The 13,890-nt window shown below is 65.2% G+C and carries 23 protein-coding genes; 5 read left to right on the top strand and 18 right to left on the bottom strand.

Annotation, left to right across the window (positions count from 1 at the left end; translation table 11 throughout):
* The 17 genes from ACLBX9_RS09705 to ACLBX9_RS09625 all read right to left on the bottom strand — a co-directional run.
* Window positions 1–269 (bottom strand): SPFH domain-containing protein (locus ACLBX9_RS09705; RefSeq protein ID WP_447718778.1); only part of this gene is annotated, 269 nt, incomplete at its 3' end.
* Window positions 270–699: 430 nt separating this feature from the next.
* Window positions 700–1,332, bottom strand: a complete 633-nt coding sequence (locus tag ACLBX9_RS09700; protein ID WP_447718777.1) for a TadE/TadG family type IV pilus assembly protein — start codon at window positions 1,330–1,332, stop codon at window positions 700–702.
* Between the two features lie 15 nt (window positions 1,333–1,347).
* Complete coding sequence (locus tag ACLBX9_RS09695; protein WP_447718776.1) at window positions 1,348–1,920, bottom strand: TadE/TadG family type IV pilus assembly protein; 573 nt, start codon at window positions 1,918–1,920, stop codon at window positions 1,348–1,350.
* A gap of 100 nt (window positions 1,921–2,020) precedes the next feature.
* Window positions 2,021–3,112: a hypothetical protein gene (locus ACLBX9_RS09690; protein WP_447718775.1), complete on the bottom strand. Its 1,092-nt coding sequence runs from the start codon at window positions 3,110–3,112 to the stop codon at window positions 2,021–2,023.
* A 248-nt stretch (window positions 3,113–3,360) separates the two neighbouring features.
* Complete coding sequence (locus ACLBX9_RS09685; protein ID WP_447718774.1) at window positions 3,361–3,813, bottom strand: MucR family transcriptional regulator; 453 nt, start codon at window positions 3,811–3,813, stop codon at window positions 3,361–3,363.
* Between the two features lie 57 nt (window positions 3,814–3,870).
* Window positions 3,871–4,692, bottom strand: a complete 822-nt coding sequence (locus tag ACLBX9_RS09680; RefSeq protein ID WP_447718773.1) for a hypothetical protein — start codon at window positions 4,690–4,692, stop codon at window positions 3,871–3,873.
* A gap of 67 nt (window positions 4,693–4,759) precedes the next feature.
* Window positions 4,760–5,941 (bottom strand): hypothetical protein, encoded by a 1,182-nt coding sequence (locus tag ACLBX9_RS09675; protein ID WP_447718772.1) that lies wholly within the window; start codon window positions 5,939–5,941, stop codon window positions 4,760–4,762.
* A 343-nt stretch (window positions 5,942–6,284) separates the two neighbouring features.
* Complete coding sequence (locus ACLBX9_RS09670; protein ID WP_447718771.1) at window positions 6,285–6,623, bottom strand: hypothetical protein; 339 nt, start codon at window positions 6,621–6,623, stop codon at window positions 6,285–6,287.
* A 109-nt stretch (window positions 6,624–6,732) separates the two neighbouring features.
* Window positions 6,733–7,110 carry an NUMOD4 domain-containing protein gene (locus tag ACLBX9_RS09665; protein WP_447718770.1) on the bottom strand — a complete coding sequence of 126 codons (378 nt, stop codon included), beginning with the start codon at window positions 7,108–7,110 and terminating at the stop codon, window positions 6,733–6,735.
* Window positions 7,107–8,015: an MT-A70 family methyltransferase gene (locus tag ACLBX9_RS09660; protein ID WP_447718769.1), complete on the bottom strand. Its 909-nt coding sequence runs from the start codon at window positions 8,013–8,015 to the stop codon at window positions 7,107–7,109. Before ACLBX9_RS09660 ends, ACLBX9_RS09665 begins: the two co-directional genes overlap by 4 nt.
* A 65-nt stretch (window positions 8,016–8,080) precedes the next feature.
* Window positions 8,081–8,332 carry a hypothetical protein gene (locus ACLBX9_RS09655; protein ID WP_447718768.1) on the bottom strand — a complete coding sequence of 84 codons (252 nt, stop codon included), beginning with the start codon at window positions 8,330–8,332 and terminating at the stop codon, window positions 8,081–8,083.
* Window positions 8,332–8,523, bottom strand: coding sequence for a hypothetical protein (locus tag ACLBX9_RS09650; RefSeq protein WP_447718767.1), 192 nt, complete (start codon window positions 8,521–8,523; stop codon window positions 8,332–8,334). Before ACLBX9_RS09650 ends, ACLBX9_RS09655 begins: the two co-directional genes overlap by 1 nt.
* Window positions 8,523–8,735 carry a hypothetical protein gene (locus ACLBX9_RS09645; protein ID WP_447718766.1) on the bottom strand — a complete coding sequence of 71 codons (213 nt, stop codon included), beginning with the start codon at window positions 8,733–8,735 and terminating at the stop codon, window positions 8,523–8,525. The genes ACLBX9_RS09650 and ACLBX9_RS09645 overlap by 1 nt, the downstream gene beginning before the upstream one ends.
* Window positions 8,732–9,175, bottom strand: coding sequence for a hypothetical protein (locus tag ACLBX9_RS09640; protein WP_447718765.1), 444 nt, complete (start codon window positions 9,173–9,175; stop codon window positions 8,732–8,734). The genes ACLBX9_RS09645 and ACLBX9_RS09640 overlap by 4 nt, the downstream gene beginning before the upstream one ends.
* Window positions 9,172–9,489, bottom strand: coding sequence for a hypothetical protein (locus tag ACLBX9_RS09635; protein ID WP_447718764.1), 318 nt, complete (start codon window positions 9,487–9,489; stop codon window positions 9,172–9,174). The genes ACLBX9_RS09640 and ACLBX9_RS09635 overlap by 4 nt, the downstream gene beginning before the upstream one ends.
* A 132-nt stretch (window positions 9,490–9,621) precedes the next feature.
* A complete protein-coding gene (locus tag ACLBX9_RS09630) occupies window positions 9,622–10,098 on the bottom strand; it encodes a hypothetical protein (protein ID WP_447718763.1) in 477 nt (158 codons plus the stop codon).
* Complete coding sequence (locus ACLBX9_RS09625) at window positions 10,098–10,334, bottom strand: helix-turn-helix domain-containing protein (protein WP_447718762.1); 237 nt, start codon at window positions 10,332–10,334, stop codon at window positions 10,098–10,100. Before ACLBX9_RS09625 ends, ACLBX9_RS09630 begins: the two co-directional genes overlap by 1 nt.
* Before the next feature lie 25 nt (window positions 10,335–10,359).
* Here ACLBX9_RS09625 and ACLBX9_RS09620 point away from each other — a divergent pair, with 25 nt between their 5' ends.
* The 4 genes from ACLBX9_RS09620 to ACLBX9_RS09605 are packed head-to-tail and all read left to right on the top strand — an operon-like array spanning window position 10,360 to window position 12,573.
* Complete coding sequence (locus ACLBX9_RS09620) at window positions 10,360–11,148, top strand: helix-turn-helix domain-containing protein (protein WP_447718761.1); 789 nt, start codon at window positions 10,360–10,362, stop codon at window positions 11,146–11,148.
* Entirely contained in the window at window positions 11,145–11,402 is a 258-nt protein-coding gene (locus tag ACLBX9_RS09615; protein WP_447718760.1) for a hypothetical protein, read from the top strand. The genes ACLBX9_RS09620 and ACLBX9_RS09615 overlap by 4 nt, the downstream gene beginning before the upstream one ends.
* A gap of 24 nt (window positions 11,403–11,426) precedes the next feature.
* Entirely contained in the window at window positions 11,427–12,395 is a 969-nt protein-coding gene (locus ACLBX9_RS09610; RefSeq protein ID WP_447718759.1) for a hypothetical protein, read from the top strand.
* Window positions 12,340–12,573 (top strand): hypothetical protein, encoded by a 234-nt coding sequence (locus ACLBX9_RS09605; RefSeq protein WP_447718758.1) that lies wholly within the window; start codon window positions 12,340–12,342, stop codon window positions 12,571–12,573. Before ACLBX9_RS09610 ends, ACLBX9_RS09605 begins: the two co-directional genes overlap by 56 nt.
* A 55-nt stretch (window positions 12,574–12,628) precedes the next feature.
* On the opposite strand, the gene ACLBX9_RS09600 is transcribed toward ACLBX9_RS09605, so the two are convergent.
* Entirely contained in the window at window positions 12,629–12,889 is a 261-nt protein-coding gene (locus ACLBX9_RS09600) for a hypothetical protein (protein ID WP_447718757.1), read from the bottom strand.
* A 567-nt stretch (window positions 12,890–13,456) separates the two neighbouring features.
* Between ACLBX9_RS09600 and ACLBX9_RS09595 the strand changes: the two genes are divergently transcribed.
* Window positions 13,457–13,642 carry a hypothetical protein gene (locus tag ACLBX9_RS09595; protein WP_447718756.1) on the top strand — a complete coding sequence of 62 codons (186 nt, stop codon included), beginning with the start codon at window positions 13,457–13,459 and terminating at the stop codon, window positions 13,640–13,642.
* Window positions 13,643–13,890: the final 248 nt, after the last annotated feature.

Here is a 13,890-nt window from a genome sequence, read left to right as displayed (position 1 = left end):
TGGGACTCGACGCTGATCGACACGGCCGACTGCACGAACGGCAGCTTCCAGTGCAGGCCAGGATCGGCCTCGCCGACCACGGCGCCGTTGGTGAGCAGCACCACGCGCTCGCGCTGGTCGACCGTATAGAACGAGCCGCCGACGATGGAGAGGGCGACGAGGCCCGCGATGCCGATGAGGCCGAGCCTGCCGTAGTTCAATTTCTTCGCTCCCTTCTGCGTCGGACCGCGATCACCCATCTGTCGTTCCAGTTGTGTGCCTTTGGCCATCGGCCCCTCATCGCATCCACACGACGCTGCCGTCCGCGTCTACTGTACAGCGCGACTGGTGCCATTCGATGTCGTTTGAGGGCCCAACCGCGCGGCGCATAGATTGCGATGCACGGCATCGCCCGGAACGCCGTTATCAGCCGGCGCCCGACGTCGGCGCAGGACGCGTGCTCACGAAAGGGCTCGAGACCTTCTGGGCGGGCGAGCATCAATCGCGGTGGAGCGGCCGAAAGCGCCGCCGGTCGTTCCTTGCATGTTCTTGGATCAAGCGCGGTTGCCAGGATACCGCTCATGCGCGTTCAGTGTTGCCGCACGGCTCAATCGAAGCTCGAACACAATGCCAGAATAATCGCTGCAGCACGCGTCGATTGAGACAAGGTGATGGATACCTAAAGCTCGATTTGCATCATTTCGGGCATCGCAAGTTGGATCAGGAGCACGCCTTGCCATTGGGTAAAACGATTTCATTGTAGGTGGATTTTACCGCTTGACCGCCGCGGGTCGGCCAGGGGACGCTGGCTTTGAACGTGAACTGGTTATTGGCGCCACCCACAAGCCGCATAATATTGCTTCCGAATAAAGCTGGATACGGCACGCTCACTTCGGCCAAGACGTAGCGCATTCCGGCGAGCTGGAAGCCCTCCGGCACCTTCAGATCTGTTGCCGCGCCGACGGCCCGTGCTGTGCCGTTGCTCGTCGCGTAACTGGAGCACACTCGAGGCAGCTGCCCTGAACCGTCCGCTGCGACGCCGAGCGCGCTGATCACGATCTGAGCTGTGCTGTTCGGATAGGGCGTCAGAACAAGTTTGGCTGACGCGAAGATGTCGCTCAACGTCGCCGCCGCCATCGGTGTCTGCGTGTCTCCCTGGGAGGTGATGTCCGCTAAAGTACGCGCCAGAAGTGTCACTTTACGATAGTGATCGAACGCGCGGCCAAATTCCGTGATGCCAAACAATAGCGTCAGCATTACCGGCAGGATTAGCGCGAACTCGATGGCTGAGACACCGTAGGTGTCGTCACGCAGGTCGGACAACCTGCGGATGTAACGGATCCTGTCGGGCATTGGCCATCTCATGGGTCAGCACCCCTGTCCCGACGAGGTGTCATAGGGTTCCGTACGAAAAACGGCCGTCGACTGAAGTAGCCGCGCCCCATCACCGAAGCCGGGCAGACCGGCATAGAGGAAGCTAAAAGCGACGCGGTATTTGACTGCGGCGGTGAAGACAACGATCGCTCCCGGCTGCGCGCAAGCGTAGCTGGTCCCGAAACCGGTGGACCAATCTTTCGTCATCGTATCGAGCGGTGTCGGCACGCTGCCGGCCGCGAAGGAAGTACTCAACGCGATGTTGAGCTTGAGTGAACTGCAATCGAATGCCGTCGCGACCTGTGCAGTGTTGGTGCCGCACATGGACGCTTTCATTGCGGAGAGCAGTTTGCTGCTGTCCGTCTGGCCTGTATTCGCCTTCTGGAATTGACCCGTGTAGATTTTTCGGCCGGCGCGCTGGAGAGCATCATCGAGGTTTCGCGCCGTCCAGACCAGCAGGGCGGTTTGGAGGATCACCGCAAGCAGACTCAGGAACGGCGTTGCGATCAGGGCAAACTCGACAGCGGCCGCACCATCTTCCTTCCGGATGAGGTGGTTTGCTGCCAAACGCAATCGCGCTCGGATCGAGTGAAGCTGATCTCTGCAGCGGGATGGCATTTACAGCCCCAGAATGATACTGTTGAAGAGATGAACGATTGAACTCGGATTACTCAACAATCCTGAGCTTCTTATCAGCTACCTTGATCAAGGTTGGGCATGAGACGATAACGCGGATGTCGTCGTAATCCCGATCACTGCCAGCGTTGGGTGGGCGGTCCTCCCAACCGTAATACATGTACTTGCCATCGCTGCAGCTCGCAGTCGACGTCGCTGGATCGTGGGTCGTGTGGCTGTTCGGCAGGATCCCACCGTCGGATTTGCTCTTGCAGGCGCTGAGGCTATCGCAGACGATCGTCTCCAAGATCGGGTTCGAGACCATGTTCACAGTCGTCAGGCTGCCGGTCGTATTAACGCGATAGCCCTTCATGCTCATTGACTGAACCCGCAGCCCGGTATCGATAGTCGTGTCAGTGTAGTATTCATAAGTTTCCTGGCTTGGATCGTTCCAGATCGATTTATTGCTTCGGGCGTTGCGCACGTTGTGCAGCATGTAGCTCGGAGCCTCGTTGGCGCCGCAGGTGGGTAGAGCGGCCTTCGAGTAGTCGGTCGGAGGAGTGCCGTTGTCGGCGATCGCGACCAAGCCGCGTCGGCCCTTATCGGCTTCTGCCTGACGCTTGGGATCGGACGAATAGCAGTACATGTAGATGCGGTTGTAATCCGCTGCTTCGGGCGACAGCTGGCTGAAAGTCGGCGGACTGGTCTGGTAGACCGGCGCGACTCGGTTGACGGTGGTCGCGGTGCCGACGACGAGTTGTCGGGGCATGCCTGGCAGGAGATGGAGCAAGTTCGTCTTGACTGTCGTCGAAATTGTCACCCGGTAGTTTGCGCCATCGATCCAGCTTCCGTTCACCTGATACCCGCCGGTCGTGCCAGCGGTGCCCAAGCGAGAGGTGAGCTGAGCACTTGCGAGACGTAGCCCCTCGGTGGCTGCTGCGACTGTGTCCGCGTTGGCGACGAGCAGCGCGGTTGCATCGGCGATGCTGGACTCGACCGCCCGGATGCGCACGGCATTGCCGTAGTCGATGACGAGGCCGCCCGCGCCCAGGAGCAGCGGCAGGCTGAGCCCGAAGATCATCACGACGTTGCCGCTTTGATCATCAGCGAAGGGACGAAGCCAGCGCGACAGGCTTCCACGCATGTGAGATCTCCCAACGCGCGTCCCACCATTCACCAGCGAGCGCAGACGGTGCGGGATCACGTTGGCGTTACAATATTAATTCCAGGTTGTTGCCGTTATTTAGACGATCATATTGAAGCATTAGGTGCGCTTCCCAGTTTTGGTATGGTTAATGAAAACTAAATGTTGGTCTGCTGTCAGCTTGTCTGGGTTCCTGCAAAACGGGCGGCATACGGCCTGACGTCCTTTGGAACTCTGAGGCTAAGACGTCAGCCCGCCCCCACCGCCGCCCGCCGCTTCGCCTGTGCCCCCGGCACGCCCAGCCCGATCGCCTTCGCGATCTTCGAGCGCTGCGCGGCGTAGCTCGGCGCGATCATCGGGTAGTCCGCCGGCAGGCCGTATCGCTCGCAGTACGTCGCCGGCGTGAGGCCGTGGGCGGTGAGATGCCTCCGGATCGTCTTGTAGGACCGGCCGTCGATGAAGCTGACGATGCCGTCCTGCTGGATCGACTTGCGGATCTGAGCAGGCGTCGGGCGGTCGATCGCCGCCTCGTGCGGGGTCGGGACGGCGATCGTCACGGGCAGCCCCTGCAGTGCCACCAGCCCGTCGCGGACCGTGCGCATCAGCCCAGGCAGCGTCTCGGGTGCCACGGCCTGGCGGCCGACGTAGGCCGCCACGATGCCGGCGGTGAGGTCGAGGATGGGGTCGAGGGTCTCAGGCATGGTGCTCTCCTAGTGTGATGCGGCCGGCAGGATCGCGCGTCGGCCAGGCGCGTCGGTTCAGTGCACGTCCTGCTCTTCGTGGCGCTCCGCGCGGAACGACCGTTCAGCGAGGTCGAGTTCGATGCGAGGGGCGCGGTTCGCCATCAGAGGAGACCGGGCGAGCTTCCCAGCGCGCTCAAGCGCCTCACTGCACGTCGAGCAAAGTAGGGTAACGGCTTCAACGCCGTTCTTCAGGTCGAACTGAGTATGGACGAAGGATAAATTCTCGCGCTCGGGGCACACTTCGCAAGACAACTTGCCGCGTGCCGCGAGCATCCATGCCTTGGCGCTTTCGCGACGGTTCTTCCAATCGTCGGTTTCGAGGTAATCCGAATACTCAATGCGAGCGAGGGCTTGTCGTCTTGCTTCCTTGTCCCTCTCGCTACGAAGGCGCGCTTCCTCGCGCTCGCCGAACACAGCCTCCTGACAGCTGGGACAGAGGAAACGATATCCTTCAGCGTACCGCGATTGATTGTCGGCGGCTGCTTTGAGCACGCTGCTCATCATCGAGCGGCTGGTGATCGGGAGCTCCCGGGCGCAGCGATCACATGAGAGGCCGATGGAGACGGCGCCGGACCGCCGGAGCATCAGCTGCGCGGACGGTTTGCCGACCGTTAGGACGGCGAGTTGGTTCGCACTCACCTCGGGCGCGTGCCAATACGCGTAGACCGCTGCCCGCAGCAGATCGGAGGGCTCGGTGATGTGTACGAGGGCCTCGACCTTGGATGCCAGCCCCCGCTTCGCCTCAGCGATCTCGGCAGCGACCCGCGCCTCTAGAAGACGCAGCTCTTCGGCGGCGCTCATGATCGCATCGAGTTCGGGGCTGGTCGGACGATCCACGGTGCTCTCCTGAACGAAGCTGCTGTTAGCGGTCAGACTATGCCGTCCGCCCAGCGGGGTCTGGGCGTCATGCCGCCTCGGTCGCAGGGGGGAACGGCGCCGGCATGTAGGCGCCGAGCCCGCTCGACAGCGACATCCACCGGGGCTTCACGTCGAGCTCGGCGAAGTAGGCCTCCCAGGCTGCGCCCTCATCGGAATCGGCGAGCACGAAATGGGTGCAGCCGCTCGGCCACTGGCCGCGGCGGACCTGGTCCATGCCGGCGGCGTTGCGAGCGGCGAACGGATCGGCGGCGGGCGTCCCTGGCGGCGGCGCTGCGCCTGTCGGTCCGATGTCGCCGGTCGCGGGAGCGCCGTTCCGCCAGAGGCCGCGCTCGAACCAGCGGTGGAGCGCCCGGGCCTGGCTGCGGTGCTGGGTCCGCGTCCGCGCCTCGACCGCCGCGGCGTGAATCGCCCGTTCCTGGTCGGCGGGGGTGAGCTCGCCGAACAGCGCCACCGCCCGTGATCGGTCTGCCGCCAGCCGGCCGCTCTCGGGGTAGACCTTCCAGAGGCGCTCGAATCGCGCCGCCGTCTCCGGCGGCACCGGGGGCGGCACCGCCCCCCGGCAGCCCTGCGACGGTCGTGGCCGGCGCTCCGTTCCTCGTTCGGGTCGGTTCCCGGTCCAGGCCTCCTGTTCCGAGATCCGTTCTTCCTCCAGCGAGCGCGTCCCCCCGCTGGCGGGGGGATAAAGGGGGGAGAATCCCTTGGTAGAATCTAGTTCTAGGTAGGCGGTCGGGTTTGCCGACTCCGGCTCGCCCGACTCCGGTTCACCCGTCGACGGCTCACCCGGAGTCGGAAAACCCGACTCCGGTGAGGCCTCCGCCGCGGTCGGAAAACCCGACTGCGGTAGAGATGCAACAGCGGGGTTTTCGGCCTCTGCCGGCGACCCCTTTTCGGGCTCGTCCAGGACGATGTACTCGACGCCGCCGAAGGCCCCGCGGCCGGTCCGCGCCTCCTCGCGCAGCACCCAGCCGCTGGCGATCAGCTCTCGCATGATCCGCTGCATCTGCTCGCGGCCCATGGGCTTGCGCGCATCGCCGCTGCCGGTGCCGAACCGGCGCCGCAGGTGCTCCTGGGAGATGTTCCAGTCGTCCGGGCGCGAGCGCAGGTAGCAGAGCAGCCCGAGGGCATCGAGCGCCAGGTCCTCGTCGCGGAACACGTCGTTCCGGATCGTCGTGAAATCCCGGTTGTGGCGGCGGCGTATGATCGTCATGGCGGGCGCCTTCTTCAGGCATAGCTGGAGCGCTTGGCCGCGAAGCCGGTCAGGCTCCGGGCACAGGAAGGCCCGACGTCGGAATCGCTGGTGGCGAGCGGCGATCGGGTCGGCTGGCGGGTGGTGGATCTCGCAGCGCGGGCCGAGCTTCAGCCTCCGCCGAAAGGGACGGCGTCTGGAGGCGTGGGCTCAGGGCCTGCGGAAGGCCGGTCTCTCGTCCGGGCCGGGCGGCATCAGCCGGGCACGAGGCGGGGACCTGACACAGGGCGCGCGAGGATCTGATGGGCCTGGCGCGGGGGACCGCGGGGCAAGGGCCAGAGCTGGATGATCATGATGGCGTTGCTCAGCCTGAGGTGGCCGACGAGGCGTCGCCGGCGGGCGCGGAGGCCTGCGGCGCGGGCACTGAGCCGCCACCGATGCGCGGCGGGCCGCCCGGGCCCGGATCGGGGCGCAGCGCGTCCAGGCGCGCCAGCGTGTCCCGCTGCCGGCCCTCGATCACGCTGAGCAGGTCGATGATGCCGAGGTTGTTGGCCTGGACCATCCTGGCGGTCGGCGAGGCGTCGCCGGCGATCCGGTCGTTCTTGGCGTGAAGCTCCAGGCGCAGCTGGGCGAGCAGCTCCTCGAACTTCCAGCCGTCCGGATTGTCGGCCGACATCAGCACCGGGGTGGTGGGCGTGCTCATCGATGGCCTCGGGAGGGTTGCCGCGCGCACGCGGATGGGCGGCCGCGCGGGGCCGGGAATCCGGGTAGAGTCCGAGTCGAGGCTGAATCGGGGGCGTTGTGCGCCGCTCTCACGCTGCCCTCGCGCGGGTCGATCCGCGCGGGCGCCAGGAGAGGTTTCCGACGGCGCAATTGCCTTTGTCGCCGTCATCTGGAATCGCCAACCAGCCTGGCGGCCGTGGGCCGAGGAAAGTCTCCAGCACAAGACGATTCACGGCGACGCTGAAGTGCCTGTTCTCGCGCGACAGGCAGACGATGAGGCAGCCGTTCCGCTTAGGCTTGGTCGCCAGGATCACACTCTGGCGCCTGTGAACGACGGTGCCCCCGATCGGATGATCCAGCCTGACGTCGCGAGCTACGCTGCGCACCCGGCCGCGATCGCTGACCTCGTAGAAGCCCACGTACCCCTGAATCGGGCGCCAAATCTCGGAGGCAGGAAGCGCGCTCATTCCGCCGCCTCGCGCGCAGCCGCCGGCGCCTGATAGAGGTTGCAGAAGTCCGGCCGGGCGAGCCGCTGGAAGGCCTCGCCGTAGGGCGGGTAGCTGCAGGCGCGCACCAGATCGTAGAAGCCCTCGGGCTTCACCGAATTGGCGCCCACCGGCCAGTCGTGATCGGTTCGGGTCGAGCGCCCGGCGGAGCGGGTGCGCAGCTCGCCGCGCACGGCGAAGATCACGTGCTCGGTCGTATTGCGGAAGTAGCGGCCGAATCCGAGGTCCGGCTTCGTCCAGGTGTGGACCGTCTTATGCTGGAAGCCCCAGGCCGGGAGCAGGTTGAGGGCGAGCCCCAGCGTGTTGTTGGTCGCCCAAAGGTAGAGGTGGCAGTTCGCCTCCGCCCAGGAGTCGACCGGTACCGCGGCGATCTCGGCGATCGGCATGGTGGCGTAGTCGTGCCCGCAGGATTCGGAGATGTTGTCCTCCTGCCAGGGCGGGTCGAGGACGAGGGTGCGGAAGCGGCCGTCGACCGGCGCGAGATCCAGGATCCGGATCTCGTCGCGCAGGCGCAGGAGCTTGGTGTGCGGGCCGTTGACCTTGCCGGTCCGGTCCATCTCCTCCAGCAGCGGCCCGAACCGGTCCGGATCGGCCGCGGCCGCCTCGCATACGTCCCGGATCTTCTCCAGCTGGCGGCCGGAGATGCCCCAGTGCGCGGCGATCCGGTCGAAGGTCCGATCCGCCAAGGCTCGCGAAACTTTCGCAGGCCTTGCGCCCGGCTTGGCGGCCTTCAGTGGGCTGATCCGGCCGCCCCGGGCCGCGGCGTCGAGCATGCGCTCGTGCGCCGCCGCCTGCTCCCGGGCCAGCAGGGACAGGCCCATCGCGTAGATCTCGCTCGGACGAAACAGCTTCTCGACGCGACGCATCAACGAGCCCTGGCGGGAGGACGTATTCCGAGTGGGAGCGGCGCGCGGCGTGGCGCGCCCGGACGTCATGCCGACGCGAATCCGGAGAGGAGGTCGGACGGGGCCGCCGTGGCGGCGATCGCCGGCAGCTCGGGTACGGGCGCAGCGGCCGCGTAGCCGGCCTCCCACGGGAATCGCAGGGCCGGCGGGACGCAAGCGTGCGCGTAGTGGACGTCGCCCGGGAAGCCGCGGGAGGCAGCCCGCCCGCAGCCGCACGCACAGCTCGGGAGGTCTGGAATCCGCGGCTTGCTGCCGAGGGCTGTGAGCGGGGCGGCCATCAGTGGGATTCGCTTGGGAGCTGGAGGAGGCGACCGGCCCAGGCACGCGGGCGCCGGATCGATTCCGGACAGGCGGGATCGGTGACGTCCGCCGCCACAGCGATCGCCTCGGCGAGCCAGAGCGCGCCGCGCCGGCACGTGCGGAAGCCGTCGGCGAGGTAGGCGCGGAGCGCGGTCGTGGCGCCGGGCATCACGAGTCCTCCGGTGGTGCGCGGAGATCGGTGTGGCCGCCGCGGGACCACAGGCGCAGCTCGTACTGGCGGGCGCGTTGCTGGAGCCAGCCGGCGGCCGACAGGATCGGGGCGGCGATCGACGCGCAGGCGGCTCCTAGCGCGGTGAACGGGAGCGCTAGACCCTGGAGGCAGACCGCCAGGGCGCGGAGCAGGGCGGGGATCAGGGTCATCGTGGACCCCAGATCTCTGCCATCTGCCCGGCGAGCCGCCGCTGGAGCTCGGCGTTCTGTCGCTCCAGGCGCGCCTGCTGGCAGATGCGCGCGGCCTCTCGCACCTCGGCGGTCGAGGCGTCCGGATCCACGTAGTAGAACAGCTCCATCCCGTAGACGGCGAGCAGCTGGTGGTAGGCCTTTCCGGCCGGAGACGAGGCGCCTTCCAGCCACTTCGACACCGTCTTGGCCGGGATGCGGGTGTCCGCCTCTACGCAGGCTGCGGTCTTCTGCGGATGGATCAATCGCAGAAACGCAGCGATGCGCTGCGCGAAGATCTGAGGTTCGATCACCCCAACCTTTCGCACAGCTGCCTGTGACCTTCGCATGGACTTCCTCGATGCTTGCGACATCGAGGTCAGCTGCGTCAGCGGACCGGTCGGGAAGAGCGAGGCGGTCATCGATCGGGCCTCGCGAGGAGGTCGACGGAGCAATGACCAGGATCACGCGCCAAAGCTGCCAGGCTGACGGGCGCGTGAGGATAAGCGAGGGCGGTCCGCTGAGCGTGGGCTGCCTTCTCGCTGTTGCGGATGCGACGCCAGCAGACGGCAGCCCACGCCCAGATGTTGAGCCCGGCGATGATCATCACCGGCACGCCATAACCGAGCCACGGCCGCACGAAGCCGCGCTCGACCATTACGGACAGGAACGCGGCCCAGGCGAGGTCGACAGCGCCGATCGCGAAGCAGGCGAGGATGAAGCGCGGTGGCGTCACGCGCCTCCCGAAAGTGGCCGGAGCCCGAAGGCCCCGGCCCAGTCGAGGGAGGAAACGCCCGCCATGGGCAGGAGAACGGCCTGCACGGTCCGTGCCGGCCGAAAGGGGATGCGTAGTGTGAAGCCGCGTCATCTACGCGGCCTCCGGATCGAGGACGGCGGGGATCGGCTTGGCGCGGTACGGCAGCAGGCCGGATTTCACGGTCGTGCCCTGCGGGGTGATGGAGACGACGCCCTCACGGGTCGGCAGCGGCACGCCCATGGCCTCGCCGAGGTCCAACGTCAGGCGCTCTGCGGACGGGATCGTCTCGCCTTCCTTCCGCAGGACCTTCCGCCAGAGCGTGATCAAGAAGCCCGCGCCGCGAACGAGCTGCTCGGCGTCGAGCGCCGGGCGGCCCAGCGCGCCGGCCTCGAAGTGGAGGTCGACGCCCACCTCCCGGATCGTCTCCACCTGGTCGGCGATCCGGCGAAGCTGGTGCGACGCATCCGCCAGGATGGCGACGATCAGGACACCGACCACCAGGATCGCGGCACTGATACCTGCGGCGCTGAAGGCGACGATCGCCACGAGGTCGGCGGTGGCTTCAGAGAGGGGTGTGGTGCCGGGCATCAGGCGACCGCTCCCTCGACGGGAGCGGCAACGTCGTTCTCAGCCAAGGGCTGGTCGGCGAAATCACGTGCCTGGACGGCGCCGCCGGTCACCCGCTCGATCACGAGCAGCTTGTCGAGGCTCGGCTTGCGCCGACCATTCACGTACCGCGTCACCGCAGCCTGCGTCGCGCCAATTTTGGCGGCGAAGCCGGTGTGGGTGAGCTTGTGCTCGCGAAGGTAGTCGGTGAGCCTCATCACTCCCAACATACCGTTACGGTATATGGGCGGCAAGGCCTATCATACCAAATTGTCCTTAGACGCACAGCGCGCCTCGAAATATCACTTTGGTATGAGCGCGTTGAAGCAGTTTCGGGAGAGGGCGAGGCTCACCCAGCAGGAGCTGGCGGACGCGGTTGGCACGTCCCAACCGCAGATCCGGCGTCTGGAAGCTGCCCAGCGCAAACTGACCAAGGAGTGGGCCGAGCGACTCGCTCCGCCGCTCGGCATAAGTGCGGAAACGCTGCTCTTCCCGCCCGCGAACCTGAATGATCCGGATGGTGAGGAAGGGCCTGGCTGGACGATTGATGAAGAGGCTGGCCTGGATGTTCCTGGTGAAGTGGCTGCTGGCCGCTTCCTAACCGTCGACACGGCTGTCGATGAAACGATCTATGAGCGCGCACCGGTCGTGCCGGACCCACGGTACCCGCGCAAGGCGCAGTACGGCCTCGTCGTGCGCGGCACCTCGATCAATCAGATCGCCATAGACGGCGACATCCTCCACTGCGTCGACATCGAGATCAGCGGGCACCAGCCGCAGAACGGCGAGCTCGTGATCGTCGAGCAGGTTCAGTTCGGCGGTCACCTGCGCGAGCGGACCGCGAAGGTCTACCGCGTGGTCGAAAGCGGCTCGATCGAGCTGCATCCCGACAGCGACGATCCGCGATGGCAGGAACCCATCCAAGTTCCCAAGCGCGAGCTCGATTGGAAGCCGCGCGAGGACCTGCAGGTATCGGTCCGCGCGTTCGTGATCGGCACCTATCGACCGATGCAAAAGGCTGTACGGCGATGACCAGCCCCAAGCCCTTCCGCCCTGACAAGGCCGCCCACGTTCAGTTCGGCGATCTCCACACCGACTTTATCCTGCCGATCTGTCTGCCGGATCCCGAGCTGATGGTCGGAGATGCGCTCGCCGTCCTGGTGGTGACCACCGTGGAAGGACAGCGGGTGGGTGTGCCGATCGGGGTGAATGCGCTGGAGCATCTTAAGGGGATCGTGGAGGCGGGGCTGCGGGTGGTGCAGACGGGCGACAACGAGGCGCAGTAGTTATGCTCACATTCCGAGCGATCAATGCCCGTGATATTTGAAAGTGCTGCGCAGTTTGACAAAACTTACCGCACCTTGGTTGGCCAAGAGCAGACTGAGACGTGGAATTTGATATGGAAATCATACACGTCTGCGATGGATCGCGTATGTAATTTGGGCGAGATGCCCATAATCACGACGTACTATGCAGGTCTTTTTGTATCCTTGAAGATGCAGGGACTTCAGTACGCGGCAGCGCTCAGCCTTCGCCCGCCGGTCGATGGCCCTATTGTATGGCAGAGACAGCAGGAACTTTTCGAGATATGGAAGGCCGGGCGAACCGATGACGAAATCAACGCGCAGGTTGCACGCGAGGGAGCGCATAACCTAAATAATCTTTTGAACGCTTCGAGCGAGGGCCTTCACCAGGGTATAGATGCCACGCTGGCTGCGATGCTTGCAGATGCATGGTCAGCATTTGAAATATGCGTTGGCGACCTATGGGTCGATGCTGTAAATCGATGCCCTACGATACTCGGTGAAAATGCTGCCCAGCAGAAAACGGTTCCAATAGATAAGTTAGCAGAATTTGGGTATGATCTTCGCGATCAACTTGGAAGCTTTCTTGTGGCCACCGGACGTTATGACTTCGCGTCATTAAAAAACGCACAATTGGCCTATAAAACTGCATTTACGTTTGGCGCGGCCGGCATCGTTGATCCTTTTCAACCATTCGACGCCCTCGATGCCATAAGCCATATGCGGAACGTTTTCGCTCACCGATCCGGCATAGTAGATCGACGCTCGCTGCAGGCGGTTCGGCGCATACCGTCGCTCGAAGCTATCGAGGTCGGGGAACGGATCGCGCTCACCGGGCCTATGGTACGTGATTGTATAGACAGGATGGTTCTGGCCGCCATCCGTACTTACACGTCCATCCAAGGCTGGTTCATTGGAAATGGCGAAGACTGTGAGCGACGCGTTCAGCGACGAGCCAGAGGCGGCCCGATTTGATTTAGAATGTCGCTGCGATCACTGCGATGGCACGGGGCGTGAGCTCACTAGCCGCGGAGTGCGCCCCTGCACTAATTGCGATGCAACAGGTTTAGCGCCTACCAAATTCGGCGCCCGGATACTGGATTTTGTTCGTCGCCACCGATGCTGTGCCTCCGAGCCTCAGAACGGCAGCTGATCCGCCAGTCCCGGCGGCACCTTTCCGAAGATCGCCAGCGTCACCGGATCCGGCTCTAGGTCACCGGCTGCGGATGCTGGGACTGACGGCCGGAGAACGTATCCGGCATCAGCGGGCAACCACGGTGCGGCTGCTGGTGGTGCATCGCGCGCGTCGTGTTGGATCCGCTGGCGCCGCCCAGGATCACCACCCGCCCATGACAGGCCGGGCACCGTTGAACGTCCCTGCCATAGACGATGGCCGCCGCCTCCAAGCTGACGGCGACCCAGACGCCGTGGCTCTTCACTTCGCAGGTGTCGGCGATGGGTGCGGGCATGGGCGGAGACTGCCACGCGGGCTTGGGCATAGCCAAGTCAGAACGGCAGCTGATCCGCCGACCCCGGCGGCACCTTCCCGACGATCGCCAGCGTAATCAGCTCCGAGCCTAAGCCAGCGCCTGCGGATGCGGAGACGGCGTACCAGAGTATGTGTCGGGCTTCAGCGGGCAGCCGGGATGCGACTTCCGATGCGACAGCGAGCGGCGAACGCCTCCGCCGCTGTAGGCCCCGAGGATCATCACCTTCCCATGGCAGGCTGGGCAGCGTTTGACGGCCATGACGTGCTCGGTCGCCGCCTCCTCAAGGCTCACGGCACGCCAGACGTTCCCAATCCTCACTTCGCAGGTCTGGCGGGCAGTTTTGGTCATAAGCTCGGCGTGGCATGCGCAACCGCTCGTCGCTAGAGCGATGGGGGCACAGTCAGAAGGGCAGTTGATCCGCCAGCCCGGGCGGTACCGTCCCGAAGATCGCCAGTGTCACCGGCTCCGAGCCGTCGATAGGATGACGACGAGCCGCAGATCCGTTAGCCGGCTCATGTGACCAAGTTGAAGCGGAAAGCCTACCTTGTGTCCGTCACGCAGCGCCGCGAGGCCGTGCGCGTCTACGCGGTGCTGGCGACGACGGCAGACGAGGCACTGGAGGCGATCGCGCTCTCCGCGCCGCCGCGGGCGAAGCTGGAGATCGTGGGCGGCCTGTCGCGCGACATGGCCCGTCGCATGGGCCTCAAGGCAGGAGAGCTACGCCTGGTGTGATGCGCTGGAGAACGGCACGGCCCAAACTTCACGTGTGCGACCGACGTATAGCTTGTCCATCCAGGTGAATGTGCGTGACTGTGATCGGCCTAAGCTCGCACGGTCGGGCCGGCGCAGTTCTTCCCGTACCGGGTCGGTGTTTCGCGGGCTTCAAAGTAACGCCCTGACGCTCGCGTATTCTGAGACTGACTGCGCCCTGCCGCCCGCCGGCGTGCGGGGCGCCTCTTTCAGAACGGCAGCTGATCCGC

The organism is Methylobacterium sp. A49B (assembly GCF_053346215.1).
Note: the sequence above shows the minus strand (reverse complement) of the source record. Positions and strands in the feature narration are given on the sequence as shown.